Below are 25,811 nucleotides of genomic sequence, written 5' to 3'. Positions count from 1 at the left end.
GCGATACCTGTGGGGTTGACGGCGGCGACGGGTGCCGGGTCAGGAGTCGGGCGAGCGCAGGACGCGCAGATGCCCTCGGCGGCCGACCTCGACGGGGTCCGCCGCGCGCGCTCCGCCGGCCTCGGCGGCACGCTCCTGGGGGCGGGCGGCCTCCCGCACGGCGTTGGCAAGCGCTTCCAGATCGTCGCCGCTGGGGCGGGCCGGGGCGGAGGCGTCGGTCAGGCGGACGACCTCCCAGCCACGGGGCGCGGTCAGGCGCTCGCCGTGCTCGGCGCACAGGTCGTAGCAGTGGGGTTCGGCGTAGGTGGCGAGCGGACCGAGAACTGCGGTCGAGTCCGCGTAGACGTACGTCAGTGTCGCGACGGCAGGGCGGCCGCACGCGGTGCGCGAACAGCGACGTACAGGGCTCACGACGTTGGACGGTACCGCACTCTTGACCGGGCCGCGACGACTCCCCACCAGCTCACTCCCCCGTGTCGCGGTGTGAGCTCGGGCACAGGGGCCGCCGGAGCAACTGCGCTGACCTGCACGGGAACAGAGAGCCACGAGTGGTTACCGGCCTTCTGGCGGGCCCCACTTGGGAACGATTCGGTCAAACCACGCCAAATGCCAGGTGTCGCACGGGCCGGTAACCGCTCTCACGCGTGGCCGAAACGGTCATCCGGCGACATGGCCCGGACCCGGGGTACCCAGGGCCCCGACATGGGGCCCGCGAGGCCGTCGCCGCGATCCCCGACGGGCCCGGAGAGCTACGCTGCGTCAGTGATGGACAGCTCCAGCTCAGCCGAAGGAACTGGCTCCCGATCGGGGCCCCGGCGCCGCGACCGGCACGGCCGTGGCATGCGCGGGCCCGTGGCTCCGCCCCAGGTGCCGCTGTCGGCCAGCAGGGCCGAGACCTTCCGCGATCTCGTACTCGACTCCGTGGAGCGCCTGGAGCGGCGCTGGCCGCAGCTCGCGGAAGTGGAGTTCCTGGTCACCGACGTACCGTTCAAGGAGTCCGCCGGCGGCGCCGACGACGACGGGGACTCGGCCTGGAGCGACGAGGCGGTGCCGCTGGGGCGCGCCCTCACGGCCGGCAAGGACCACCCGGCGCGGATCCTGGTCTACCGCAGGCCGGTCGAGATCCGCACCAAGAGCAGGGACGAGCGGGCCCTGCTCGTCCACGAGGTCGTGGTCGAGCAGGTCGCCGAACTCCTGGGCCTGGCACCGGAGTCGGTGGACCCCCGGTACGGCCAGGACTGACTCCTCCTACGACTCCCGCGCCCGCTACTTGCCCAGGACCGTGAGGTCCTGGGAGGCGGCCGGCACCGCGACCGTGCCCTTGTCGTCGGCCAGTGTCTGCACCGTGAACATCGGCACGCCGTCCTGGGGGATCGCCAGGGTGCGCGCGGCGTAGACGGGGCCGCCGGCCGGATCGGGCTCGACGGTCAGCGCGTACGAGCCCTTGAGGCCGGACGGCACCTGCGGGTCGACCGCGAGGGTGGTGCCGGCCTTCACGGTGTACGTCTTGGACTGCGGCTCGCCGCCCTCGGTACCGGCCGAGGAGGTGACCTTCACGGTGGCGTCCTTGGTGCCCGGCGCCGTGAGCGCGAGCGTGGACGCCTTGTCCCGGTTGTCGGTGACCGTCGCGCGGGTGCCGACCGGGGCCGCCGCCTGGATGAAGCCGATCTCCTGCTTGTCGCCGGTGCCCCGGACCACGCGCAGCGCGGCGACCACCGGAGTGCCGCCGTCCGCATTCGGGGTGAGGATCAGGGAACCCGGCTCGCCCCGTGTGACGTTCTTCAGATCGAAGGACGCCGTCATCCCCGACTTCACGTGGATGGTGTCGAGGCCCGCCGGTGTGAAGCTGCCCCCCTTGCCCGCCAGCTTCACCTTGAGGTCCGCGTCGTCCGCGCCCGGGGCGTGGACGATCAGGCGGACGTCGGTGGCGTCGCCCGGGATGCCCGGAAGCACCTGGGAGGCGGCCGGTTCCGCCGAGGCGGGCAGCCAGTCCGCGCCCGCCTTCGCGTCGGTGGCCTGCACCACCGCGCCGACCCGGCCGGCCCGGGTGGTGACGTGCACCGTCAGATCGTCGGCCACCGTGCCGGTCAGCGTGGAGAGGAGAACGGGAACGCTCGACCTGGCGGGGATCGTGATGCCCTCGCCGGTGTCGGCCTTGATGGCGCCGTCCTTGCCGAAGAGCTCGATGTCGGCCACGGCCGCGGTGTCGTCCGGGTTGGTCAGATGGACGTAGTCCTGACGGTCCTTGGCCGTGGAGGCGCCGGGGAACCAGAAGTCGGCGTCCGGCGCGGTGCAGTTGGTGCCGAGCAGGGCACGCCCGACTCCCCCGGTGATCTGGGTGGTCTGCTGGGCGGCCCAGCCCGGCGCGAGCGGTCCGTCGGCCGAGCCGGTGAGGGCCGGTGCGTCGGCGCCGTTCACGGTGGCGGAGGCCGGCTTGCCGGGCTCCTTGAGGGTGATGACGGGCTTGTCGGACGCGGGCTTGTCGGAGGCCTTCTTGCCCTTGCCGTCCTTGCCCTTGTCGGTGGCGGGCGCGCCGGAGTCGGCGGGCGGCGGCACCGCCGGGGTCAGCACCGCCGTGCCCGGCTTGCCCGGCGAGCCGCCCTGGGCCGCCCCCTTGGGCGTGAACGCCGTGTACGTCGTCTGGGCGAGGTCGGAGGTGCTGGGCGCCGGGCACAGCAGGCTGGAGCGTTCGACGGGCAGCCGGGCCGGGGCCTTGGCCCCGGTGTCGGCCGAGCCGCCGGGCGCGGTGAGCGAGGCGAAGCCGGTCAGGGCGGCGAGCGCGACGGCCCCCGCGGCGAGGGAGAGGGTGGTGCTCTTCACTGCTGGCTCCCGTCGGGGCGGTGCGGCGGCTGCTGCTGTTGCTCGGGGTGCTCGGGCGGATACCCGTAGCCGTACGGGTCGTACTGCTCATCCGGCGGCAACTGCCCGGCCCCCGGCTGCCGGGGGTCGTAACCCTGCTGGGGCTGCCCGTCGGCGTACTGGCCCTGCCCGAACTGGCCGTCCGCGCCCGGGACTTGGGGATAGCCGCCGTCGGGGTAGGGCTGCTGCTCGGGGTAGGGGGCCTGGGCGTACTGGCCGTCGGGGTACTGGCCTTCGGAGTGTCGGCCGTCGGAGTACTGACCCTCCGGGTACTCGCCCTCGGAGTACTGCCCGTCCGAGTACTGGCCCTCGGGGTACTGCCCGTCGGGGTACTGCTGATAGCCGGGGTACTGCTGCTGGTACGGGTCGTAGCTCTGCTGGGCCTGTTGGCCGTGCTCGGCGGCGTCGGCCGGGGAGGTGGTGGCGTACTGCGCCGCGTCCCACTCCCCGTACGCGGGCTGCGCGGGCACCTCGGCCCCCGGGGCGGCCTGTTCAGCGTCCGGGGCCTCGGCGGCCTCGGCCTGGGCGCGGAGCCTGCGGGCCCGGCGGCCCTCGCCCGCGACGGGCTGTGCGGGGACGGCCGCGAGGGCCTCCTCCGCCTCGGGCAGGTCGTCGTCGATCTGGCGGCGCCGGCCGGGCAGGGCGAGGACGAGCAGGACGAGGGCGAGCGCGGCCTGGGTCCAGATCCACAGGGTGTGGATGAACGGGGCGTCGTAGGTGACGTCCAACTTGCCCGCGTCCGCGGGCAGTTCGAAGCCCTGGGCCCAGCCGTCGACGGTGGTCTTCTTGAGCGCCTTGCCGTCGAGGGTGGCGGTCCAGCCGGGGGCGGCCTTGTCGGCGATGCGCAGGACGCGGCCCGCCTCGCCGGCCGGGACCTTGGTGTGGATGTCGACGGGGTCGGCGGCGACCGGCAGGCTCTCGCCGCCCTTCGCCGGGACGATCACGGCACGGGCGACCTGGCGGTCCACCCGCCACAGCGCGCTGCCGTCGAGCTGGCTGAGCCGGCTGAGGCCGGGCGTGGCGTCCAGGGTGCGGCCGAACGACCGGGGGGCGCCGTCGCGCACCAGCACATAGCGCACGGCGAATCCGCTGAGCTGGCTCGACTGGTCGGCGCCGGAGCCCGCGACGAGGTTGGAGACGACCTTGCCGAGCCCGGCGTCACCGGCCCCGGACGCGGCGAGTTCGGCGTCGCCGAGCTGTCCGCCCGAGCCGCGCACCAGGGTGTAGGCGACCTTGGCGGGCGAGGTGCCGCCGAGGACCAGGGTGCGGGCCTGGTCGCGGGTGCCGCTCTCCTCGGCGACGAACGCCGGCACCTGCACCGGGTCGCGCCGCTTCAGCGGGCCGTCGGCGCCGCCGATCATCCAGTTGGCGGCGGAGTAGACGGGGCCGAGCGCGGCCGCGAGCGCGATGAGCGCGGCGACCGGCTGGCGCCAGCCGAAGCCGTGCCCGGCGACCCGGGTGCGGCCGTTCTCGGCGCCGAGCGCGCCGGCGGCGAGCAGCGCGAGCCCGTAGACGAGGGTCGCGGGGCCCGCCCAGGCGCTGCGGTTGGACAGGATCGCGAAGAGGAAGCCGGTGAGCGCGACCACCCAGGCGGTGCGGATCGCGAAGGTGCGCTCCGAGCGCAGCAGGGCCGCGAGCGCCGCCCCGACGAGCCCGATGAGCACGAGCCCGCCGACGGTCTTGGCCCCGCCGGGGCTGGCCCCGAGCAGGTCGAGCGCGCCGGCCGAGCCGTCGCCGTACTCCAGGCCCGCTTCCCGCAGGAAGCCGGACGGGCCGGTCAGGAGGGTGAGCGACCAGGGCGCGAGCATCAGGACCGGGGTGCCGACGGCGGCCAGGAAGCGCAGCCCGTACGCCGTGATGTCACCCCGGCGCAGCGCGAGCACCCCGATGCCGAGCAGCACCGCGACCGGCCACACCACGGGGGTGAACGCCATGGCGATGGTCAGGAGCAGGGCGTACGTCCAGGTGGCGCGCCAGCTGCCGCGCGCCCCCTCGCCGCGGAACCCGGCGGCGCTCACGCCGGCCCGGGCGATCAGCGGCAGCAGGACGGCCAGGACGGCGGTGCCGAGGCGGCCCGTGGCGAGCGCGCCGGTCGCGGCGGGCAGGAAGGCGTAGGCGATGGCGGCCCAGGCGCGCAGCTGGCGCGACGCGACGAGCGGGCGGGACGCGAAGTAGGCGGTGAGTCCGGCCAGCGGGACCGAGCAGACCAGGAGCAGGGTCAGCGCGAAGCCGGTCGAGCCGAAGCACAGGGCGGAGAGCACCGCGATGATCGCGAGGTACGGCGGCGCGGTCTGGGTGCCGCCGGCGCCGACGGGGTGCCAGGCGTCGGCGTACCGGCCCCACAGGCTGCCGATGGCGTCGGGCGCGGGCAGCAGGGCGCCGCCCATGAGGGTGCCGCCGCCGAGCAGGTTGCGGCAGGCGACGAGGGAGACGAGCAGGAGGAGCGCGAAGAGGACCGGCGCGGGTTTACGGGCGATCTTCTTCAGGCGGGCGAACTGCTCGATCTCCAGGAAGTCGGCGTCGTCGCCGCCGGGGCCCGACTCGACGGCTCCGTGCCGGGAGCCGCCGGTGTCCTCGGTGCCGGCGCCCAGGCTGCCCGCCACCGATTCGACGGTGGCGCGGATGGTGGCGCCGGGCGGCGGGAACAGCGGGCGCAGCTCGCTCGCCTCGACGCCGCTCCTGCCGCGCTGTTTGCGTGCGGCGAGGATCCGGCCCGGCCGCAGCAGGGTGCCGAAGAGGCCCATGACCTCGTCGACGGCCTGGCCCGGCACCTTGCCCACGAGGTAGGCGACGGTCCGCAGGAGCGTGCCGACCACGATGCGCAGCAGCACGTAGGGGAGCAGCGCGGGACGGGAGTTGACGAGCATGGTGTAGACGGCGCCGGCCTTGTCGACCCGGTGCGGGTTCACGACCGAGCGGCCCGCGCAGTCGACGGTGCGGCGCTCGCGGGCGGCGGCCTCGGCGTGGCGGACCGCGGCGTCGGGGGCGACGAGCACGGTGTGCCCGGCGGCGTGCGCGCGCCAGCACAGGTCGACGTCGTCGCGCATCAGGGGCAGTCTGCGGTCGAAGCCGCCGAGCTCCTCCCACACGTCGCGGCGGACCAGCATGCCCGCGGAGGACACCGAGAGGACGGGGCGCACCTGGTCGTGCTGGCCCTGGTCCTGCTCGCGCCGGTCCAGGCCCGTCCAGCGGCGCCCGCTGTGGGCGATGGAGACGCCCACTTCGAGGAGTTGCTTGCGGTCGTACCAGCCGCGCAGCTTGGGGCCGACGATCGCGGCGTGCTCGTTGGAGTCGACGACGCGCAGCAGTTCGGCGAGCGCGTCGGGCTCGGGCGCGCAGTCGTCGTGCAGCAGCCAGAGCCACTGCACGGGCTCGCCGTAAGGGAGTTCGGGCAGGTCGTAGCTGTCGTCGCGCCAGGTGCGCGAGACGGGGTCCCAGCCGCTGGGGCGCTTGAGGTAGGGCAGTTCCTCGGGGCCGAGCACGGGTGCGGTGCGGGCGGCCTCCTCGACGGCGGCGCCGAACCCGGTGCGGCGGGCGAGGTGCAGGACGCGTTCGGCGCCGAGCGCCTCGGTGACCAGGCGCGCGGAGTCGTCGGCGCTGCCGGTGTCGGCGGCGTAGGCGTTCTGCACGGGGCGTTCCTGGCCGAGGAGTCCGGCCAGGACGTCGGGGAGCCAGCGCGCCCCGTCGTGCGAGACGACGACGGCGGTGACGACGTGTCGGGGGAACTCGGGAGTCGCGGCCGCCTCGTACGGGGCCGTCGACTGACTGTGCACGGACATCGAGGTACGGGCCCCTCCGCCCCAAAAGGCTGCTGTGCTGACTGCGGTCGGCGCGGCCGGTGTTGCGAGACGGGCTCTGACGTGAAACCGGAGTGCCGTGGACAGCGCCCCACACTAACGGCTGCCACACAAACGGTCCGCCGCCTGCGGACGGGACGCAGGGGGCGGACCGTTGGTTGTGTACGGAGTTGGGCGGTTTGGTCGCCCGAGGGGAGGTCGCCGGGGGTCAGGCGGCGGACCTCCGCGGACCGCGAAGCGGACTCAGACCGCGGCCTTCTTCAGGCGGCGGCGCTCACGCTCGGACAGGCCGCCCCAGATGCCGAACCGCTCGTCGTTGGCGAGTGCGTACTCGAGGCATTCCGAGCGGACTTCGCAGGCGAGGCAGACCTTCTTGGCCTCCCTGGTGGAGCCGCCCTTTTCGGGGAAGAAGGATTCGGGGTCGGTCTGGGCGCAGAGGGCCCGCTCCTGCCAGCCCAGCTCCTCTTCGGCCTCGTCGACCAGCAGTTCCTGAAACAGCTCGGTCATGTGCGCCCCTCGTCTGTCTTTGCTGCCCCGTGATGTTGCCGTTACCGAATCCGGCCGAACGACACGAGTGAAATTACAAGTGCGCGGATCCGGGCCAGTCAAGCCGAGATCTGCTATTGGGCCCCGTATTCACTCTGCGGAACCAAGGCTATGCGGAAAGTGTTCAAATCGGCAAAAAGGTGACACATGCCACCGGCCCACGCCACCGTCGCTTCCCGCCGATCCACTCGACTCCGGCTCGACTGTGACTACAGAGGAGGACGAGACGAGTGTTGATCTTGTTGCGCCAGTACCCAGAAAGCGGCCCGGATCACATTCCGATCACGAGAAGACAACGGCGTTTAATACGCGGTTGCTGCGCCACATCTCCCGCCCCGCGACTGCACAAACCTTTCTCCGGGCCCAGTAACCGGATGAGGTGAAACAATGCCGCCAAATCGGTCATTGGGTTGACAACGCACCCACCGACCCGGTCTCCTGGATCGCATGTCAGCCACCTCAGCGCACCGAGCGACCCACGTCCGTGGGTTCCGCAGCGCTGTCCAGGCTCGCTGTTGCTGTTCCAGCTGTTGATCGCGCACCTCGTCCTTCCCGTGCGCTCCAGCTCCTCCCCACGCCTTCCCTGAGACGCCCCGCGTCCGGGCGGCCGCCGTCTCCGCTCTCCGCGGGACATCTCATCTGCGACACCCCAGCACTTCTGCCGAGGAACCCCCGCACCATGAACAGCAGCCACAGCGACCTCCAGATCGCCGGCGACATCCTGGAGGTCCAGCACCTCCTGCAGCCCGCCCGCGAGCACCCCGCCACGGTCGCCGAGTTCGTCGGGCTCGCCCGCGCCATCGCCGCCGACCGCTCCCAGTGGGAACACCTGGTCCAGTACGACGCGGTCTCGCGCTGGTACCACCGGCTGCGCACGGGGCCCGGCTACGAGGTCTGGCTGCTCTCCTGGGTGCCCGGGCAGGGCAGCGGCGCCCACGACCACGGCGCGTCGTCGGGCGTACTGACCGTCCTGAACGGCGAGTTGACCGAGCGCACGGACCGTGGCGTACGGCGGCTGGCCGGGGGGTCCCAGCGGGTGTTCGCGCCGGGTTACGTCCACGACGTCGTCAACGACTCGCTGGAGCCGGCCGTCAGCCTGCACGTCTACTACCCGGGCCTGACCGACATGGCGATGTACGCCGGCGAGGCCTCCCCGGCGGCCCAGGATGTCGTACCCGCCTGACAGACTGCTGTTCATGCGCATTGTGGTCTTGGCAGGCGGCATCGGTGGTGCCCGCTTCCTCCGTGGTCTCAAGTCCGCCGCCCCCGACGCGGACATCACCGTGATCGGCAACACCGGTGACGACATCCATCTGTTCGGGCTCAAGGTCTGCCCCGACCTCGACACCGTGATGTACACCCTGGGCGGTGGCATCAACGAGGAGCAGGGCTGGGGGCGTACGGACGAGTCCTTCACGGTGAAGGAGGAGCTGGCCGCGTACGGCGTGGGCCCCGAGTGGTTCGGGCTCGGCGACCGGGACTTCGCGACCCACATCGTCCGTACGCAGATGCTCGGCGCGGGCTACCCGCTGAGCTCCGTCACCGAGGCGCTGTGCGCCCGCTGGCAGCCCGGGGTCCGTCTCATCCCGATGTCCGACGACCGCGTCGAGACGCATGTGGCCGTCGACGTGGACGGCGAGCGCAAGGCCGTCCACTTCCAGGAGTACTGGGTGAAGCTGCGGGCCTCCGTGGACGCGCAGGCCGTGGTGCCGGTCGGCGCCGAGCAGGCCAAGCCCGCGCCCGGCGTCCTGGAAGCCATCGCCGCGGCCGACGTCATCGTCTTCCCGCCGTCCAACCCGGTCGTCTCGGTCGGCACCATCCTGGCCGTGCCCGGCATCCGCGAGGCGATCGCCGAGGCGGGCGTGCCGGTGGTCGGGCTCTCCCCCATCGTCGGAGACGCCCCGGTGCGCGGCATGGCCGACAAGGTGCTCGCGGCGGTCGGCGTGGAGTCCACGGCGGCGGCGGTCGCCGAGCACTACGGCTCGGGGCTGCTCGACGGCTGGCTGGTCGACACGGTGGACGCCGGATCGGTCGCCCGGATCGAGGAGGCGGGCATCCGCTGCCGGGCCGTGCCGCTGATGATGACGGACCTGGACGCGACGGCCGCGATGGCCCGCGAGGCCCTCACGCTGGCGGAGGAGGTCCGCGCGTGAGCCCCGCTTCCTTCCGGGTCTGGGCGCTGCCGGGTCTGCCCGAGGTACGGGCCGGCGACGACCTCGCCAAGCTGATCGCGGCGGCCGAGCCGGGCCTCGTCGACGGCGACATCCTGCTCGTCACCTCGAAGATCGTCTCCAAGGCGGAGGGCCGGATCACCGAGGCCGCCGACCGCGAGGCGGCGATCGACGCCGAGACGGTACGGGTGGTGGCGCGGCGCGGCACCCTGCGCATCGTCGAGAACCGGCAGGGCCTCATCATGGCCGCGGCCGGCGTGGACGCCTCCAACACCCCCGCCGGGACGGTCCTGTTGCTGCCCGAGGACCCGGACGCCTCGGCGGCCGCGATCCGCTCCGGGCTGCGCGACACGCTCGGCGTGGAGGTCGGCGTGATCGTCACGGACACCTTCGGGCGGCCCTGGCGCAGCGGTCTGACGGACGTGGCGATCGGCGCGAGCGGCGTACGCGTCCTCGACGACCTGCGCGGCGGCACCGACTCGCACGGCAATCCGCTGAGCGCGACGGTCGTCTCGCTCGCCGACGAGCTGGCCGCCGCGGGCGACCTCGTGAAGGGCAAGGCCGGCGGCTTCCCCGTCGCCGTAGTGCGCGGACTCGGGCACCTCGCGGGCGAGGGATCGGCCCGCGAGATGGTCCGCTCGGCCGCCGACGACATGTTCCGCCTCGGCACCTCCGAGGCGGTACGGGAGGCGGTCACCCAGCGGCGTACGGTACGGGCGTTCACGTCCGAGCCCGTCGACCCGGGCGCGGTGCGGCGCGCGGTGGCGGCCGCGGTGACCGCGCCGGCCCCGCACCACACGACGCCCTGGCGGTTCGTGCTGCTCGAATCCGAGGAGTCCCGCACCCGGCTGCTCGACGCGATGCGGGACGCCTGGATCGCGGATCTGCGCCGCGACGGCAAGTCCGAGGAGTCGATCGCCAAGCGGGTCGCCCGGGGCGAAGTCCTGCGCGCAGCGCCCTACTTGGTGGTCCCCTGTCTGGTGATGGACGGCTCGCACAGCTACGGCGACGCCCGCCGGGACGCTGCCGAGCGCGAGATGTTCGTGGTCGCCATGGGCGCCGGCGTCCAGAACTTCCTGGTGGCCCTCGCGGGCGAGCGGCTCGGCTCGGCGTGGGTGTCCTCCACGATGTTCTGCCGCGATGTCGTACGCGACGCCCTCGGCCTGCCCGAGGGCTGGGACCCGATGGGCGCGGTGGCGGTGGGCCGTGCGGCCGAGCCGCCACGCGAGCGGCCGGGGCGGGAGGCCTCGGCGTTCATCGAGGTGCGCTGAGCACGCCCCTTTGCCCTCAACTCCCTTACAGCACCGCGATGTTGTTGGGCTGAAGACGCGGGGCCCGGCGCGCCGGGGTGCGTCCGCTGAGCAGGATCAGCCGGGCGGCCCGGTGGCGCTGGCCCGCGTACGGTTCGAGCAGGGCCAGCATCTCGTCGTCGTCGGCGTGGCGGTTGCCGCCCAGGGCGTGGCCGATGATGCCGGGCAGGTGAAAGTCGCCGACCGTCACCAAGTCGGGCGCGCCGATGGCCCGTTGGAGGGTTTCGGCGGCCGTCCAGGGGCCGATGCCGGGGATCAGCCGGAGCCGCTCGGCGGCCTTGTACTGGTCCATCGTCGCGGCCTCCTCCATGCGGCGGGCCACCCGCACCGCGCGCATGACGGTGTCGGAGCGCTTGGAGTCGACGCCGGCCCGGTGCCACTCCCAGGACGGGATCAGCGCCCACGTCCTGGTGTCGGGCATGACGTACATGCCCTCGGGGGCGCCGGGAGCGGGCTCGCCGAACCCGCGCACCAGGAGCCGCCAGGCGCGGTACGCCTCGGTCGTGGTGACCTTCTGCTCCAGGACCGAGGGGATCAGGGACTCCATGACGAGTCCGGTACGGGTCAGGCGCAGGCCGGGGCGGTCGCGGTGGGTCTCCGCGAGGAAGCGGTGCCGGGGGGTGAAGGCGTCCGGGTCGTCCAACTCGCCCAGGAGAGCCGGGAGTTGGTCCAGGACCCACTCCGCGCCCTCGCCCCACGCCTCGGCGTGCGCGGTGCCCTGCGTGGCGGTCACCCTCAGGGTGGCGGGGCCGGCGGGGGTCCTCGATGTGCGCCAGTGCGCGCCGTCGGGGGTGGTGCGGTAGGTGGGGTCGCCCTGGCCGCGCCGGAGGGGGCCGAGCGTCAGGGCAAGGTCGAGCGGGCCGCGTCGTGGGGCCCAGGTCCGCGTGCTTCCTGCGGGGCGGGGGGTGGGGATGCGGCTGCCGTTGCCGGTGCGGGGGGTGAATCGTCCTGCCACGTCTTCGAGAGTACGGGGTCCCTCCGGGGGAGGCTCTTGGGGCTGCGCCCCAGACCCCCTGCGGGGGCTCCGCCCCCACACCCCCGTTCGCGCCTTGAGGGCGCTCGTCCTCAAACGCCGGACAGGCTGAAATGCCCTGGTGCGGGCCCGCACCAGGCATTTAGGGGCGCGGGGAACTGCGCGAACGGCCCCCACCGGCCCGCAGCCGACGAACTCTCCCCCGGAGGCCACGCGGCGGAGCCGCAAAGTGTCACAGCGGGAAGGGGCGGGGTGGGGAAAGGCTCACGAGCGCACCCCCGCGTGCCAACCGCGGAGCGGTGTCGGGGCTGGGCGGAGCCCGGTGGGGGCTACTGGTCCGAGGAGAAGCGGACTGATGCCGCGGGGAGCAGCGCGTCGCACCACACCCGCACCCCCGCGCGGAGCTCGTTGTCGGGGCCCACCCTCGCGCCGTCCCCGACGACCGCCCCGGACAGGACCGTCCGCGCCCCGACCACCGCCCCGACCCCGACCAGCGAGTCCGTGATCACCGCTCCGGGTTCGACGACCGCGTCGGACAGGATCGTGCTGCCGTCGATGCGCGCGCCCTCGCCCACCACCGCCCCGTGGCCCACCACCGTGCCGCCCGTCAGCTTCGCGCCGGGGGCGATCCGCGCGGTCGGCAGGACCAGGCGGTCACCGCAGCGGCCCGGGACCGCCGGGGAGGGGGCGCGGCCGAGGACCAGGTCGGCCGAGCCGCGGACGAAGGCCTGGGGGGTGCCGAGGTCCAGCCAGTACGTCGAGTCGACCATGCCCTGGAGGTGCGCGCCCCGCGCCAGCAGGCCGGGGAAGGTCTCCCGCTCGACGGAGACCGGCCGGCCCGCCGGGATCTCGTCGATGACCGAGCGCCGGAACACGTACGCCCCCGCGTTGATCTGGTCGGTGACGATCTCCTCCGGCGTCTGCGGCTTCTCCAGGAACGCCGTGACCCGGCCGGTCGGGTCGGTGGGGACCAGGCCGAACGCCCTCGGGTCGTCGACCCGGGTCAGGTGCAGGGAGACGTCCGCGCCGGACGAGCGGTGGGTGTCCACCAGGGCCCTGATGTCCAGGCCCGTCAGGATGTCACCGTTGAAGATCAGCACCGGCTCGTCCGGCCCGGAGCGGAGCCGGGAGGCCACGTTGCGGATCGCCCCGCCGGTGCCGAGCGGCTCGTCCTCCGTGACGTACTCGATGGAGAGGCCGAGCGAGGAGCCGTCCCCGAAGTACGGCTCGAACACCTCGGCCAGGTACGACGTCGCCAGCACGATGTGGTCGACGCCCGCCGCGTGGGCCCGGGCCAGCTGATGGGTGAGGAAGGGCACGCCCGCCGCGGGGACCATCGGCTTGGGCGTGTTCACGGTGAGCGGGCGCAGCCTGGTGCCCTTGCCGCCGACCAGGAGGATCGCTTCTGTCACCTGTCGTCTCTGCTTCCTGCTGGGGCCGGCCTTGGCATCGCGTCGGGATTTCCGCGGAACGCCCGGCCGGCCAGTGTATGCAGACTGCCAGACCGCTCATACCGGTCAGCGCCGGCCCTGGAAGTGGGCCGCGGTGACCCGCGCGGAGCCGAGCCTGCTGTACAGGCGCGCCCCCGGGCAGTCGGTGGCGAAGCCGTCGCGGTGGCCGGCGATGGCGTTGAACCTGACGCTGCGCCCCTTCTTGTAGCGGTTGCCTCCGCCGGAAACGAGGGTGCTCTTGCCCGCCGGGTTCAACCCGTACAGACCGAGTTTCCAGGCTGCGAGTTGCTCGACGGCCTTGAGTGCGGCGGCCGACGGGTTGGTGTTGCTGTAGGTGCCGAGGACCGCGATGCCCGTGCTGTTGGTGTTGAACCCGAGCGTGTGCGCGCCCATCACCGCCTTCGCCACGCCCCCGGCCCGGCCTTCGTAGATGTTTCCGCACTTGTCGACCGCGAAGTTGTAGCCGATGTCCCGCCACCCGCTGCTCTTGACGTGGTAGCGGTAGATGCTGCGCAGGACGGAGGGTGCCTGGGCGCAGCTGTATCCGTTGCCCGACGCCGTGTGGTGGACGAAGGCGACCTTGACGCTCTTGGTGTAGACGTAGCCGCTCTCGCGCAGCCGCTCGTCCGCGCCCCAGCCCTTGCGCGTGATGATGCGCGGCCGGGCCCCGATGTACGGGCGGGCGGCGGACTCGGCGCCGGTCGCCTCGGCCGCCTCGGCCCGGCTCGCGGTGCTGTCGAGGGCGGGCAGCACGTCGGGGGCCCGCAGCGCGCGGCCGGTGTCGCCCGCGTCCGGCCCTGCTGGGTCGGCGCCCGGGTCGACCAGGTCGAGGCGCAGGCCCCTGGGCAGCGGCTCGCCCTCGGCGTCCTCGGCCCGTACGCGTGCCTCGACGGCGTCCGAGTCGCCCACCCACAGCGGTGCGGTGGAGCCGTGCAGCGGGCCGGCGGCCTCGGCGGTGCCGGGGTCGGCGCCGTGGTCGTGGTTGTGGGTCTCCAGGTCCTGCCAGTCCGACCAGCTGCCGGCGGCGCGGGTCCTGGTGCGCACCTGGACGCTGCCGTGCAGCTCGTCCTCGGCGTTGTCCCAGACCACCCCGACCAGCGAGAACGGCCGCACCTCCCGCCTGGCCAGGCCCTCTTGGGAGGTGTCGCCCCCCGCTCGGTCCTGGCCGGGCAGCGGCGCCATCGGCAGCGACTGGGTGGAACCGGCGAGTTCGGCCGTGGCCGGCGGCGCGGCGGGCGAAGCCGCGACGGGCGCCGTGGCCGCCAGAGGAAGGGCGAGGGCCGCGACGGCGGCCACTCCGATCGAAGACGCAAGGAAGCTACGCATGCTGACGATCGTGGACATAGGTGTACAAATCTGTCCATAGCTAATCTGACGGGCCGTCGGCCAACCGGTGTACGCGCCCGGCTCACCCGCGCCGGTGCCGCGCGGCCGGGCCACGTAGCCTTGCCCGCGTGAACGCCAGCGACCGCACCCCTGCCGACCTGCTGCGATCCGCGCTCGCCGCGGACCCGGGCCGCCCCTTCATCACGTTCTACGACGACGCCACCGGCGAGCGCGTGGAACTGTCCGTCGCCACCTTCGCCAATTGGGTGGCCAAGACCGCGAATCTGCTCCAGGGCGATCTCGCCGCCGCACCCGGCGACCGGCTCGCGCTGCTGCTCCCCGCGCACTGGCAGAGCGCCGTGTGGCTGATGGCCTGCCACTCGGTGGGCGTGACCGCGGAGATCGGCGGCGACCCGGCCGGGGCCGACGTCGTCGTCAGCGGCCCCGACACCCTGGAGGAGGCCCGCGCCTGCACCGGCGAGCGGGTGGCGCTCGCGCTGCGCCCGCTCGGCGGCCGCTTCCCGCAGCCGCCCGCCGGGTTCGCCGACTACGCCGTCGAGGTGCCCAGCCAGGGCGACCGTTTCGCGCCGTTCTCGCCCGTCGACCCGGACGCCCCCGCGCTCGTCGTGGACGGCGAGGAGCTGAGCGCGGCGGACCTCGTGACCCGGGCCGGCGCCGGGGCCGCCGAACTCGGGCTCGGCACCGGTTCGCGGCTGCTCTCGGCGCTTTCGTACGACAGCTGGGCCGGACTCGCGAGCGGCCTGTACGCCCCGCTCGCCTCGGGCGGCTCGGTCGTCCTGTGCCGCAACCTGGCCCAACTGGCCGACGGCGGGCTCGAGAAGCGGGCCGAGAGCGAGCGGGTCACGCACCGCTCGCTGTGACGACGGGCCCGCTGCCCACGCACTGATCTCCACCCTTGTGGCCCACCCCGGGCCCGGCCCCCGGGCTCCGGCGGCACCCGCGGTAGATGATCGACCGTACGCACAACCATGCGCGCGATTCGGCCGTCTACCGGGGTGCCCGGCGGCGCGATGCGCCCGCCGACCCCCGTGATGGCCCGTGAGGATGGACGCCGACGTGACCGACAGTGCTGGGACGCCCCCCGAACCGGAGGACCGGGCCGGGGCCGAGCAGCCACCGCCGGACACCGAGTCGGTGGCGAGCGGCGCATCCGAGCCGGACCCCGAGCCTGCCAAGGACGGCGAGCCGTCCAAGGACAGCGGCGCGACGGCGGCCGAGGACGGGGACGCGACGCCCGAGCACGGCGACGCGACGGCGGCCAAGGACAGCGGCCCGACGCCCGAGGTCGGCGACCAGACGGCGGCCAAGAACAGCGACCCGATGCCCGAGGGCGTCAAGGGCCGCCGCCACTGGCTGCGTTGGACCGCGCTCGGCGTGTCCGTCGTCGTTCTCGCGGCGGCCGGCACCGGCTGGTGGTTCTACCGGAAGCTCGACGGCAACATCCAGACGGACACCACCGCCGCGCACGAGCTGGACAAGTACGAGCGCGACCGCCCCGCCTCCGTCGTGCACGACGCACAGAACCTGCTGCTCATCGGCTCGGACTCGCGCGCGGGCAACAACTCCGCCTACGGCAGGGACGACGGCGGCAGCCAGCGCTCGGACACCACGATCCTGCTGCACCTCGCCGCCGACCGGCGCAGCGCCACCGCCGTCTCGCTGCCGCGCGACCTGATGGCGGACATCCCCGCCTGCGGCCGGCCGGACGGCACCGACACCAAGGCCCAATTCGCCCAGTTCAACTCGGCGTTCGAGATCGGCGGCGCCGCCTGCACGATCCGTACGGTCGAGAAGATGACCGGGGTGCGGATCGACCACCACGTGGTCGTCGACTTCAGCGGGTTCAAGGACATGGTCGACGCGGTGGACGGCGTCGAGGTCTGTCTGAAGGAACCGGTCGACGACCGCCAGGCCCACCTCAAGCTCCCGGCCGGACGCCAGACCCTGCACGGCGAGCAGGCGCTCGGCTTCGTACGCTCCCGGCACGGCTTCGGGGACGGCAGCGACACCCAACGCATGGACCGCCAGCAGCAGTTCCTCGGCTCGCTGATGAAGAAGGTGCAGAGCAACGGGGTGCTGCTCAACCCGGCCCGGCTCTATCCGGTCCTGGACGCGGCGACCAAGTCCCTCACCACCGACGCCGGGCTCAACACCTTGCGGGACCTGTACGACCTGGTGCGGTCGATGCGTGACATTCCGACCGAGAACATCCACTTCCTGACCGTTCCGCGTCAGCCCTACGCCTACGACGGCAACCGGGACGAGCTCGTACAGCCGGACGCGGACCGGCTCTTCAAGCAGCTGCGCGACGACCGGCCGATCAAGGTAGCGCCGGCGGCGGACGTGGCCAAGAGCAAGGAGGGAACGACGAAGGGGAACGGTCAAGATGACAAACCAGACGATCCGGATCCCTCGTCCTCCCCTTCGGCCCCGCCCGTCTACTCGGGCACCGATGCTGCCTCCGGCATGTGCGGCTAGGAGGCGCGCGGGTGCGAGACCTGTGAATTCCACGTGCCCATCAACGAATTGAGGCCAAATGCCCGGTTATAAAGGGCGTGGAATTTGTCACGGCCGTCGCTGACGGACGAACTGGCCAGATAGTGTGACGCGATCCGGTGCTACGGGCCGACGGGCCGCGCACCGCAGGAGCGAACGATTGAGCGCTTTGGGGGAAGCGACTCGGCACCGACGGAGGACAGAAGCAACCGTGGATGCGCAGAGCCGTGGGCGGGCCGATGAAGTCGACCCCGCAGACCAGTGGGTCCTCAACCCGGAAACCGGCACTTACGAATTGCGACTGAATCCTTCCGGAACGCAGTCGAATTCCGCTCCGAGCCGGTCAGCCACGGGTCCCGGTTCCCGCAGAAAGTCCAGCCAGCCGGAACGTTCCGGACGCCGAGAGGTGCCCGGGCAGCGCAACCGCAGGGCCGGCAAGGCCCCTGCCGAGGAGTCCCCCGACGCCCAGGGCCGCCGCAAGCGCAAGCCCAAGGCGACCCGCAAGAAGAAGGCGCTGCTGTGGACGGGCGGCGTGATGGGGTTCGTCCTCGTCGTCGGCTCGGGCGGCGCGTACTGGCTCTACCAGCACTTCAACGGGAACATCAACACCGTCGACGTCGGCGACGCGGGCAGCAAGAGCTCGGTGCCCGACGGGGCGTTCAACATCCTGGTCATCGGCACCGACAAGCGCACCGGCGCGGGCAACGAGGGCTACGGCGACGCGGGCAGCGAGGGCCACGCCGACACCAACATCCTCTTCCACGTCTCGGCGGACCGGACCAACGCGACCGCGATGTCCATCCCCCGCGACATGATCACCGACATCCCCGCCTGCCCGACCAAGCAGAAGGACGGCACCACCAAGACGGTGCCGGGCGAGAAGAAGGTGCGCTTCAACACCAGCCTGGGCCAGGAGGGCCGCGACCCGGGCTGCACGATGCGTACGGTCAAGGAGCTCACCGGGCTCACCGTCGACCACTTCATGATGGCCGACTTCAACGCAGTCAAGCAGCTGTCCGCGGCCGTCGGCGGCGTCAAGGTCTGCCTGGAGAAGCCGGTCAACGACCCCAAGTCGCACCTGAAGCTGCCGGCCGGCCAGAGCGTCGTGAAGGGCGAGCAGGCCCTCGCGTTCGTCCGGACCCGGCACAGCTTCGGCAACGAGAGCGACCTCGACCGGATCAAGCAGCAGCAGCAGTTCATCGGCTCGATGATCCGGCAGATGAAGTCGGACGACACCCTCGGCAGCCCGACCAAGATGTACGGGCTCGCGGACGCGGCTACCAAGGCGCTCACGGTCGACTCGGGGATAGGCAGCATCAAGAAGCTGACCGACCTCGCGCAGGTGGTCGGCAAGATCGACGCCAAGAACATCACCTTCGCCACGCTGCCGGTCATCGACAATCCGGCCGAGGGCAAGAAGCACATCACGGTCGTGCCCGACCCGACGAAGGCCGACGCGCTGTTCGCGATGATGCGCGCCGACACCTCGCTCACCGAGGTGAAGAAGAAGGAGGCGGACGCCAAGAGCGCGGCCGCCGCCGAGGAGGCCGCCCGCCTCAACGGCCCGCGCGCCAAGGCCTCGGACGTACGGGTCACCGTGCTCAACGGCGGTGCGGCGGCGGGCTCCGCCGGGGAGATGGTCACCTGGCTGCAGAACCAGCAGGGCGTCCTGAAGTCGAGCAACGGCTCGAACGCGCCGCAGAAGGTGCCCGCCACGGTCCTGGCCTACGCGCCGAACCAGGCCGACCAGGCCCGCAAGCTCGCGGACATGCTCGGGCTCCCGGCGTCGGCCCTGAAGCCGGGCACGAAGGACGCCGTGGGCAAGGAGCCGATGGTGCTGACCCTCGGCCCCGACTTCAAGCAGACGGGATCACCCATCGCCGCTCCGGCCAAGGCACCGGAGGGCATCCAGAAGGTCGAAGCCGACAAGTCGGTGTGCGCCAAATAACAGACTCACGGCCCGACCGGGCCTCAGGGGGAGTCTGCAAGACAGGGGGGTATCGGGGTGGGCAGAAACAGCGTGCGCGGGGAGGGGACGCACGGACGCGTGGAACACGCGGGCGAACTCGGCTGGGACGAGAGCCTGTACGGGGACGACGCGTCCGGCAGCGCACCCCGGGACCGCGAATCCGGCGGTCCCGGGGAAGCCACAGCGCCGGGCGGCTCCGGCACGTCCGGGGGCTCGACGGGTTCCGGTGACACGGGTTCCGGTGACGCGGTGCCGGGCGGCGCGGACTCGGGCGGTGCGGCGGCCGGCAGCGGGCACCGCAGGGGCGGCTCGCGCAGACGGGGCAAGAAACGCAAGCACCGAATACTGAAATGGACCGCGATCACCCTCGCGGTCCTCATGGTCGGCACGGCCACCGCCGGATACCTCTACTACCAGCACCTCAACGCCAACATCCGCAAGGGCGACCGCAGCGCGGGCGGCAGCGACGCCAAGAAGGCCGCGCCCAACGCCCAGGGCCAGACCCCGCTGAACATCCTTCTCATCGGCTCCGACAGCCGGAACTCCGACGAGAACGTCGCGCTCGGCGGCGCCAAGAAGGACCGGGGCGGCGATCCGCACGCGGACGTACAGATGCTGCTGCACGTCTCCGCCGACCGCAAGAACGCCTCGGTCGTGAGCATCCCGCGCGACACCCGGGTGGACGTGCCCGAGTGCAAGGACACCGAGAAGAACAAGGTCAACCCGCCCACCAACGCCATCATCAACGAGGCGCTCGGGCGCGGCGGCGCGGGCTGCGTCCTGGACACCTGGGAGAAGCTCACCGGCATCTACATCGACCACTGGATGATGGTCGACTTCGCCGGTGTGGTGGCCATCTCGGACGCGGTGGGCGGCGCGGACGTCTGTGTGAAGCAGAACATCGACGACCACCCCACGAGGGCCCAGCCCGGCGGCTCGCATCTGCACCTCACCGCGGGCACCCACAACGTGAAGGGCGAGCAGGCCCTCCAGTGGCTGCGCACCCGGCACGCCTTCGGCAGCGACATCGGCCGCTCCCAGGCCCAGCACATGTACATGAACTCGGTGATCCGCAACCTCAAGGACCAGAACGCGTTCACCGACACGGGCCGTCTGATGGACATCGCCGAGACCGCGACCAAGTCGCTCAAGGTCTCGGCGGAGCTCGGCACCGTCAAGAAGCTGTTCGACCTGGGCATGGAGCTCAAGGACATCCCCATGGACCGCATCAACATGCTGACCATGCCGCGGCTGCCCGACCCCAAGGACCCGGACGCCCATGTGATTCCGGACAAGGCCAAGGCCGACCCGCTGTGGGCGATGCTGCGCGACGACAAGCCCCTGGACAGCAAGGACGACGGCAAGCCCGCCGCCCCGCCGGCCAAGGGCCCGGACGCGGCGGCCCCCGGCTCGCTCGCGGTGAGCGTGGTCAACGGCACCGGCACCGACGGCCGCGTGGCGGCCAGGGGCCGCGCCACCGAGGTGGTCAACGCCCTCAAGGCCAAGGGCTTCGCGAAGGCGGCGACGAGCTCCAGCGCCCCGGCCCAGACCAGCGAGGTCGACTACCCCAAGGGCGCCGGCGCCCAGGGCAAGGCGGACGCGGAGTCGGTCGCCACCGCGCTCGGCCTGCCCGTCGGCGCGGTCAAGGCCTCCGACGTGAAGGGCCTGACCCTGGTGGTCGGCGGCGACTGGCGCACCGGCACCAGCTACCCCAAGCAGGACCCGAAGGCCAGCGACCCGCTCAAGGACACCGAGACGGTCAACGGCGCCGACAAGGGCGCCTGCATGGACGTCTACGCGCCCTACCGCTTCTAGCCCGCGTACGGGACCGCTTCCGGCCCGCGTCCGCACACGAAAGGGGCGCCCGGTGCCATCAGGCACCGGGCGCCCCTTTCCCGTTCCCGCGTACGGGTCAGACGGAGGTCGTCCGCACGGCCGGGCGGCGGCTCGCGATGACCTTCCGCGCCAGCGCCTTCGGGCTGGTGAGGAAGCCGAAGCCCCACGACATGTGCATGGTGGCGAGCGCCACCGGGATCTGGGCGCGGGCCTTGAGCGGGAGCCCCTTGCCGGCCGGCAGCGAGCCCGCGGCGATCGCGGCCAGGTAGCCGGCCGGGACCACGAAGCCCCAGGGGGTGACGAGCGCGCCCACCACGACGCCCGCGGCGATCGCGCAGACGGCGGTCGGCGGCGCCAGATAGCGCAGGTTGATGGAGCCCTCGTGGTAGCGGGCCACCACATGGCGCCAACGCCCGTAATCCTTGTACTGCTTGGCGAGCGCCTTCACCGAGGGGCGCGGCCGGTACTGGACCTTGAGCTCGGGCGAGAACCAGATGAGGCCGCCGGCCTCCCTGATCCGGAAGTTCAGCTCCCAGTCCTGGGCGCGGATGAACTCCACGTTGTAGCCGCCCTGTTGCTCAAGGGCCTCGCGGCGGAAGACACCCAGATACACGGTTTCGGCGGGTCCGGCCGCGCCTCCGGTGTGGAAGGCCGCGTTGCCGACGCCGATCTTCGAGGTCATCGCGGCGGCGACCGCGTCCTCCCAGGCGTTCTCGCCCTCGGCGTGCATGATGCCGCCGACGTTCTGCGCGCCCGTCTCCTCCAGGAGCCGTACGGCGGTGGCGATGTAGTTCTGCGAGAGCATGCCGTGGCCGTCGACGCGTACCACGATCGGGTGGCGGGACGCCTCGATGGCGGCGTTCAGGGCCGCGGGCGTGCGCCCGGTGGGGTTGGGCACGGTGTGGACGCGGGGGTCCTCGCGGACCAGCTCGGCGGCGATCTCGTCGGTGCGGTCCGTGGACGGGCCGAGCGCGATCACCACTTCCATCTCGCCCTCGTACTCCTGCGCCAGGATGTGACGGACCGAGTTGCGCAGATGCCGCTCCTCATTGAGAACCGGCATGATCACGGAAACAGCAGGCGTGGCGTTCATCGGTCGTCACGTTACCGCGAACGGGGGACAAGGTCGCGCGGCGGCCGGGGCGGTGCACGGGGTAGCTGATCGTATGGGCCTACGGTGCTCAAGATCCCCCTGTCGCACCCGCGGAGGTCCCCCGTGCCCACGCCGCCCCGCCCGCGCCCCGTACGACCCGGCAAGCCCCGCAGCAGACAGCAGGACGAGCGCCCCCGCTGGGGCATGCGGCTCGCGACGACCCTGTCCGTCCTGGTGCTCGGCGCGGGCGGGGTCGGCCACGCGGTGGTGACCAGCCTGGACGGCGGCATCGGCCGGGTGGACCCGTTCCGGGACATGAAGAACCGGCCTCAGGGCAGCCGGGGCACCAACATCCTCCTGGTCGGCACCGACGGGCGGGACAAGATCACCCCGGAGGAGAAGCAGAAGTACCGGCTCGGCGGGGCGCCCTGCCACTGCACCGACACGATCATGATGGTGCACGTGTCGGCGGACCGGGACCGGGTCAGCGTGGTCAGCCTGCCGCGCGACTCCTACGCCGAGGTCCCCGAGCACACCGACGAGGCCACCGGCCAGCACCGCCCCCAGCACCCGGTGAAGCTGAACGCGGCCTATGCCGAGGGCGGGCCCTCGCTGACCGTGCGCACCGTCGAGAACATGACGGGTCTGAAGATCGACCACTATCTGGAGGTCGACTTCACCAGCTTCATGAAGACGGTCGACGTGGTCGGCGGCGTGCAGATCTGCACGGCCCGCCCCATGAAGGACTCCTACACCGGCCTCGACCTGACCGCCGGCACCCATCAGCTGGGCGGTGGCGAGGCGCTCCAGTACGTGCGCTCCCGGCACACCGACGGCTCGGCCGACCTCGGCCGGATGCAGCGCCAGCAGCGCTTCCTCGCCGCGCTCCTGGAGAAGGCGACGAGCAACGGGGTGCTCCTGAACCCGGTGAAGTTCCGCGAGGTCGCCCAGTCCCTGCTCTCCTCGGTACGGGCCGACGAGGGCTTCGGGGTCGAGGAGATGCTCAGCTTCACCGCCGCGATGAAGGGCTTCTCGCCCTCGTCGTCCGACTTCACGACGGTGCCGCTCGGGCAGCTCGGCGTGCAGATCAAGGGCATCGGCTCGACCGTGAAGTGGGACGAGGCGAAGTCCAAGAAGCTGTTCCAGCTGCTCCACGACGACCAGCCGCTGACCCCGCACGCCCCGCCGAAGCCCGCGCCGAAACCGGCCGCCAAGGACGCGAAGCCGCCGCAGCCGCAGAAGGCGGCCGGCTCGATCGTCGAGGTCGCCCCGGACCAGATCAAGGTGCAGGTCTACAACGGGACCCGCACCGACGGGCTCGGCCGCCGGGTGGACGACGCGCTGCACGCGACCGGCTTCAAGACCACCGGCTCGCCCCGGGCCGGCGCCAACCTGGACATGCGCCGCACGTTGATCGAGTTCGACCCGCGCTGGGACCGCTCCGCGAAGTCCCTCGCGCTCGCCCTGCCGGGCAGCGAGCTGCGCGCGGTCAAGGGCCTCGGCCCCACGATGAAGGTGACGGCGGGCGCCGAGTTCAAGGACGTCGTGCCGGTACGGGCCGAGGAGCAGCCGCAGGGCGACTTCGGCACGGTCACCGGCGACCGGGTGGTCTGCCCCTGACCTGCGGGTCCGGTGGGCTTGGCGTACTTCCCGGCCAGTCGCCAGGCCCTGGGCCGTCCGGCGCACTTCCCGGCCAGTCGTCCGGGCCCTTCGCCCGTCGGCCCCGCTAGTCGTCCAGGCCCTCCGCGGCGCGCTTCTCGCGCAGGTCCATGATCGCGCGGCGCCGGGCCAGCCGGTGGGTGCGGCGGATCTGGGCCTCCTGGTAGCGGCGCTCGTCGCGCTCGGTCTCCGGGACGACCGGCGGCACCCGGCGGGGCTTGCCGTCGGCGTCCACGGCCGCGAAGACGAGGTAGGCGGAGCCCACCTGCTGGGCCGGGGTGGACTCGTTCCAGCGCTCGGCCAGGACCCGTACGCCGACCTCCATGGAGGACCGGCCCGTCCAGTTGACCTGCGCCTTCACATGCACCAGGTCACCGACCCTGACCGGCATGAGGAACGCCATCTCGTCCATGGAGGCGGTGACGGCCGGCCCGCCCGAGTGGCGCCCGGCGACCGCGCCCGCCGCGTCGTCCACCAGTTTCATGATCACGCCGCCGTGCACCGTGCCGAGGAGATTGGTGTCGTGGGTGGTCATGATGTGACTCAGGGTGGTTCGGGAGGCCGAGGTCGGCTTGCCCGGAAGATCAGTCATGCGTTCTACTTTAGGCGCCGTACGATTTCCGGCTCATTGCATCAGCTGTGCAACAGCCCTGCCCCGAATTCCCCCCTGCCCTGTCAGGCGCCGGGGGGTGCCGTGCATGCTGGACCGCATGAACGAATGGCCCGACGCCCGCAATGGCAACGCCCGCGGAAACGGTGAGGACGCCTACGGCCGCGGCAGCTCCGCCGCGCAGCCCGAGGGCGCGCGCCGGATGCGGCACGTCCAGCGGCCCGCCCCCACCCACCCGCCGCAGCGGCCGGTCCCCCAGCAGCAGCCCGCGTACGACGACGGCTACGGCCAGGGCGCCCCGGGCGTGCCCGGCCAGGGCTCGTACAGCGGCTACAGCGAGGGCCACGTCTACGGCAGCCCCGCGGGGCGCGGCCCGGCCGGGCCCGGCGGCCCCCAGGGCCCTCGGCGCGGCGGCGGCCGCCGCCCCGGTGCGGCGCCGAACTGGCGCAAGCGGATCACGGTCGGCGTGCTGACCCTGGTCGCCGTGCTCCTGGTCACCTCGGTCGCCACGTACTTCTGGGCGGACGGCAAGGTGCGCCGCGAGGTCGACCTGTCCAAGGTCATCGACCGGCCCGCCGAGGGCAAGGGCACCAACTACCTGATCGTCGGCTCCGACTCCCGCGACGGCATGTCCGCCGACGAGAAGAAGAAGCTGCACACCGGCTCTGCCGAGGGCAAGCGCACGGACTCGATGATCCTGCTGCACGTCGGCGACAACGGGAACACGATGGTCTCGCTGCCGCGCGACTCGTGGGTGACGATCCCCAGCTTCAAGGGCTCCGATTCCGGGAAGTCGTTCCCGTCCAAGGGCAAGGACAAGCTCAACGCGGCGTTCTCCATCGACGGCCCCGAACTCCTCGTACGCACCGTCGAGGCGAACACCGGGCTGCACATCGACCACTACGCGGAAATCGGCTTCGCGGGATTCGCGAACATCGTGGACGCGGTCGGCGGGGTGGAGCTCGACATTCCGCAGGACATCAAGGACAAGGACTCCGGCGCGGACTTCAAGAAGGGCAAGCAGACCCTCGACGGCCAGCAGGCCCTCGCGTTCGTCCGCAACCGGCACGGATATGCCGCCGGTGACCTGGAGCGCACGAAGAACCAGCAGAAGTTCCTCGCTGCCCTCGCCAGCCAGACGGCGACCCCGACGACGATCCTCAACCCGTTCAAGCTGTACCCGGTGATGGGCGCGGGCCTGGACACCCTGATCGTCGACAAGGACATGAGCCTGTTCGACCTGGGCTCGATGTTCTGGGCGATGAAGGGCATCACCAGCGGCGACGGCATCTCGATGAACATGCCGGTCGCGGGCGACGGCCCCCAGACCTCGCTCCTGTGGGACAAGCCGAAGGTCACGCAGCTGGTGAACGAGCTGAAGAACGACGACACGGTGACGGTCAAGTAGACGGTCCCGCACGGCATTTGGGCCCGGCCCCCCGCATTCCGACGCGGCGGGCCGGGCCCATTCGCGTACGCCTTCACCGGCGCCGGCCGGCCGGCGCCACGGACACATGACATGCCTCACAGGAAAAACACAGAGAACGAGGGCAACTGTCCCGTTTCGCGGTGATTGATTCCGTACGGAGTACGGCCCACCGCTTTCCGGTCCCGCCCAATTGCCTTTCTCGCTCCCTATTCCGGCCATACGATCACTGCTCGTCGCGCTGCGTGAAAACAACCGCGGCGCCGAC

At 72.2% G+C, this 25,811-nt stretch carries 19 protein-coding genes; 10 read left to right on the top strand and 9 right to left on the bottom strand.

The annotated features are described in order from the left end of the window. Positions 1–39 precede the first annotated feature (39 nt). Positions 40–459 carry a DUF3499 domain-containing protein gene (locus ACFYZA_RS36210; protein ID WP_382599559.1) on the bottom strand — a complete coding sequence of 140 codons (420 nt, stop codon included), beginning with the start codon at positions 457–459 and terminating at the stop codon, positions 40–42. A 243-nt stretch (positions 460–702) separates the two neighbouring features. Between ACFYZA_RS36210 and ACFYZA_RS36205 the strand changes: the two genes are divergently transcribed. Then, on the top strand, positions 703–1,242 hold the full coding sequence (locus tag ACFYZA_RS36205) for a metallopeptidase family protein (protein WP_382599558.1): 540 nt from the start codon (positions 703–705) through the stop codon (positions 1,240–1,242). 24 nt (positions 1,243–1,266) lie between these two features. On the opposite strand, the gene ACFYZA_RS36200 is transcribed toward ACFYZA_RS36205, so the two are convergent. The 3 genes from ACFYZA_RS36200 to ACFYZA_RS36190 all read right to left on the bottom strand — a co-directional run bounded on the left by ACFYZA_RS36200 (position 1,267) and on the right by ACFYZA_RS36190 (position 7,163). Next, positions 1,267–2,820, bottom strand: a complete 1,554-nt coding sequence (locus ACFYZA_RS36200; RefSeq protein ID WP_388494655.1) for a DUF5719 family protein — start codon at positions 2,818–2,820, stop codon at positions 1,267–1,269. After that, entirely contained in the window at positions 2,817–6,638 is a 3,822-nt protein-coding gene (locus tag ACFYZA_RS36195; protein WP_388494654.1) for a glycosyltransferase, read from the bottom strand. Before ACFYZA_RS36195 ends, ACFYZA_RS36200 begins: the two co-directional genes overlap by 4 nt. A 261-nt stretch (positions 6,639–6,899) precedes the next feature. Beyond that, a complete protein-coding gene (locus ACFYZA_RS36190) occupies positions 6,900–7,163 on the bottom strand; it encodes a WhiB family transcriptional regulator (protein WP_053723761.1) in 264 nt (87 codons plus the stop codon). Between the two features lie 718 nt (positions 7,164–7,881). On the opposite strand from ACFYZA_RS36190, the gene ACFYZA_RS36185 reads away from it, so the two are divergent. Genes ACFYZA_RS36185 through ACFYZA_RS36175 form a run of 3 tightly spaced genes read left to right on the top strand, consistent with a single transcriptional unit; the run spans position 7,882 to position 10,644 of the window. Further along, positions 7,882–8,385: a cysteine dioxygenase gene (locus ACFYZA_RS36185; protein ID WP_382599551.1), complete on the top strand. Its 504-nt coding sequence runs from the start codon at positions 7,882–7,884 to the stop codon at positions 8,383–8,385. A gap of 13 nt (positions 8,386–8,398) precedes the next feature. Beyond that, the gene (gene cofD / locus ACFYZA_RS36180; protein WP_382599549.1) at positions 8,399–9,355 is read left to right on the top strand and encodes a 2-phospho-L-lactate transferase; all 957 of its coding nucleotides are present in this window, start codon (positions 8,399–8,401) and stop codon (positions 9,353–9,355) included. After that, positions 9,352–10,644: a coenzyme F420-0:L-glutamate ligase gene (locus ACFYZA_RS36175; RefSeq protein WP_382599547.1), complete on the top strand. Its 1,293-nt coding sequence runs from the start codon at positions 9,352–9,354 to the stop codon at positions 10,642–10,644. The genes cofD and ACFYZA_RS36175 overlap by 4 nt, the downstream gene beginning before the upstream one ends. Before the next feature lie 25 nt (positions 10,645–10,669). On the opposite strand, the gene ACFYZA_RS36170 is transcribed toward ACFYZA_RS36175, so the two are convergent. The 3 genes from ACFYZA_RS36170 to ACFYZA_RS36160 all read right to left on the bottom strand — a co-directional run bounded on the left by ACFYZA_RS36170 (position 10,670) and on the right by ACFYZA_RS36160 (position 14,433). Then, complete coding sequence (locus ACFYZA_RS36170) at positions 10,670–11,638, bottom strand: DNA-3-methyladenine glycosylase family protein (protein WP_388494653.1); 969 nt, start codon at positions 11,636–11,638, stop codon at positions 10,670–10,672. A 347-nt stretch (positions 11,639–11,985) separates the two neighbouring features. Continuing rightward, positions 11,986–13,068, bottom strand: coding sequence for a sugar phosphate nucleotidyltransferase (locus ACFYZA_RS36165; RefSeq protein ID WP_382599543.1), 1,083 nt, complete (start codon positions 13,066–13,068; stop codon positions 11,986–11,988). A gap of 105 nt (positions 13,069–13,173) precedes the next feature. Beyond that, positions 13,174–14,433 carry a peptidoglycan recognition protein gene (locus ACFYZA_RS36160; protein WP_382599541.1) on the bottom strand — a complete coding sequence of 420 codons (1,260 nt, stop codon included), beginning with the start codon at positions 14,431–14,433 and terminating at the stop codon, positions 13,174–13,176. 128 nt (positions 14,434–14,561) lie between these two features. On the opposite strand from ACFYZA_RS36160, the gene ACFYZA_RS36155 reads away from it, so the two are divergent. From ACFYZA_RS36155 to ACFYZA_RS36140, 4 genes are all read left to right on the top strand, one after another. Further along, positions 14,562–15,314: a TIGR03089 family protein gene (locus tag ACFYZA_RS36155; protein ID WP_388494652.1), complete on the top strand. Its 753-nt coding sequence runs from the start codon at positions 14,562–14,564 to the stop codon at positions 15,312–15,314. Positions 15,315–15,510: 196 nt separating this feature from the next. Beyond that, positions 15,511–16,932 carry an LCP family protein gene (locus ACFYZA_RS36150; protein WP_388494651.1) on the top strand — a complete coding sequence of 474 codons (1,422 nt, stop codon included), beginning with the start codon at positions 15,511–15,513 and terminating at the stop codon, positions 16,930–16,932. A 229-nt stretch (positions 16,933–17,161) separates the two neighbouring features. Continuing rightward, positions 17,162–18,898: an LCP family protein gene (locus ACFYZA_RS36145; RefSeq protein ID WP_388494650.1), complete on the top strand. Its 1,737-nt coding sequence runs from the start codon at positions 17,162–17,164 to the stop codon at positions 18,896–18,898. A 99-nt stretch (positions 18,899–18,997) separates the two neighbouring features. Next, complete coding sequence (locus ACFYZA_RS36140; protein ID WP_388494649.1) at positions 18,998–20,734, top strand: LCP family protein; 1,737 nt, start codon at positions 18,998–19,000, stop codon at positions 20,732–20,734. Between the two features lie 97 nt (positions 20,735–20,831). Here ACFYZA_RS36140 and ACFYZA_RS36135 read toward each other — a convergent pair whose 3' ends face one another. Beyond that, complete coding sequence (locus ACFYZA_RS36135) at positions 20,832–21,848, bottom strand: glycosyltransferase family 2 protein (RefSeq protein WP_382597214.1); 1,017 nt, start codon at positions 21,846–21,848, stop codon at positions 20,832–20,834. 204 nt (positions 21,849–22,052) lie between these two features. On the opposite strand from ACFYZA_RS36135, the gene ACFYZA_RS36130 reads away from it, so the two are divergent. Beyond that, entirely contained in the window at positions 22,053–23,468 is a 1,416-nt protein-coding gene (locus tag ACFYZA_RS36130) for an LCP family protein (protein WP_382597301.1), read from the top strand. Positions 23,469–23,574: 106 nt separating this feature from the next. Here the strand turns inward: ACFYZA_RS36130 and ACFYZA_RS36125 are convergent, their stop codons facing one another. Further along, complete coding sequence (locus tag ACFYZA_RS36125; protein ID WP_388494648.1) at positions 23,575–24,099, bottom strand: acyl-CoA thioesterase; 525 nt, start codon at positions 24,097–24,099, stop codon at positions 23,575–23,577. Positions 24,100–24,217: 118 nt separating this feature from the next. Between ACFYZA_RS36125 and ACFYZA_RS36120 the strand changes: the two genes are divergently transcribed. Then, positions 24,218–25,525 carry an LCP family protein gene (locus ACFYZA_RS36120; RefSeq protein WP_388494647.1) on the top strand — a complete coding sequence of 436 codons (1,308 nt, stop codon included), beginning with the start codon at positions 24,218–24,220 and terminating at the stop codon, positions 25,523–25,525. Positions 25,526–25,811 lie beyond the last annotated feature (286 nt).

The sequence above is a fragment of the Streptomyces sp. NPDC001828 genome, from assembly GCF_042892175.1.
Classification (GTDB): Bacteria; Actinomycetota; Actinomycetes; order Streptomycetales; family Streptomycetaceae; genus Streptomyces.
The sequence above is the reverse complement of the archived record's forward strand: the minus strand, read 5'-3'. Positions and strand labels throughout refer to the sequence as shown.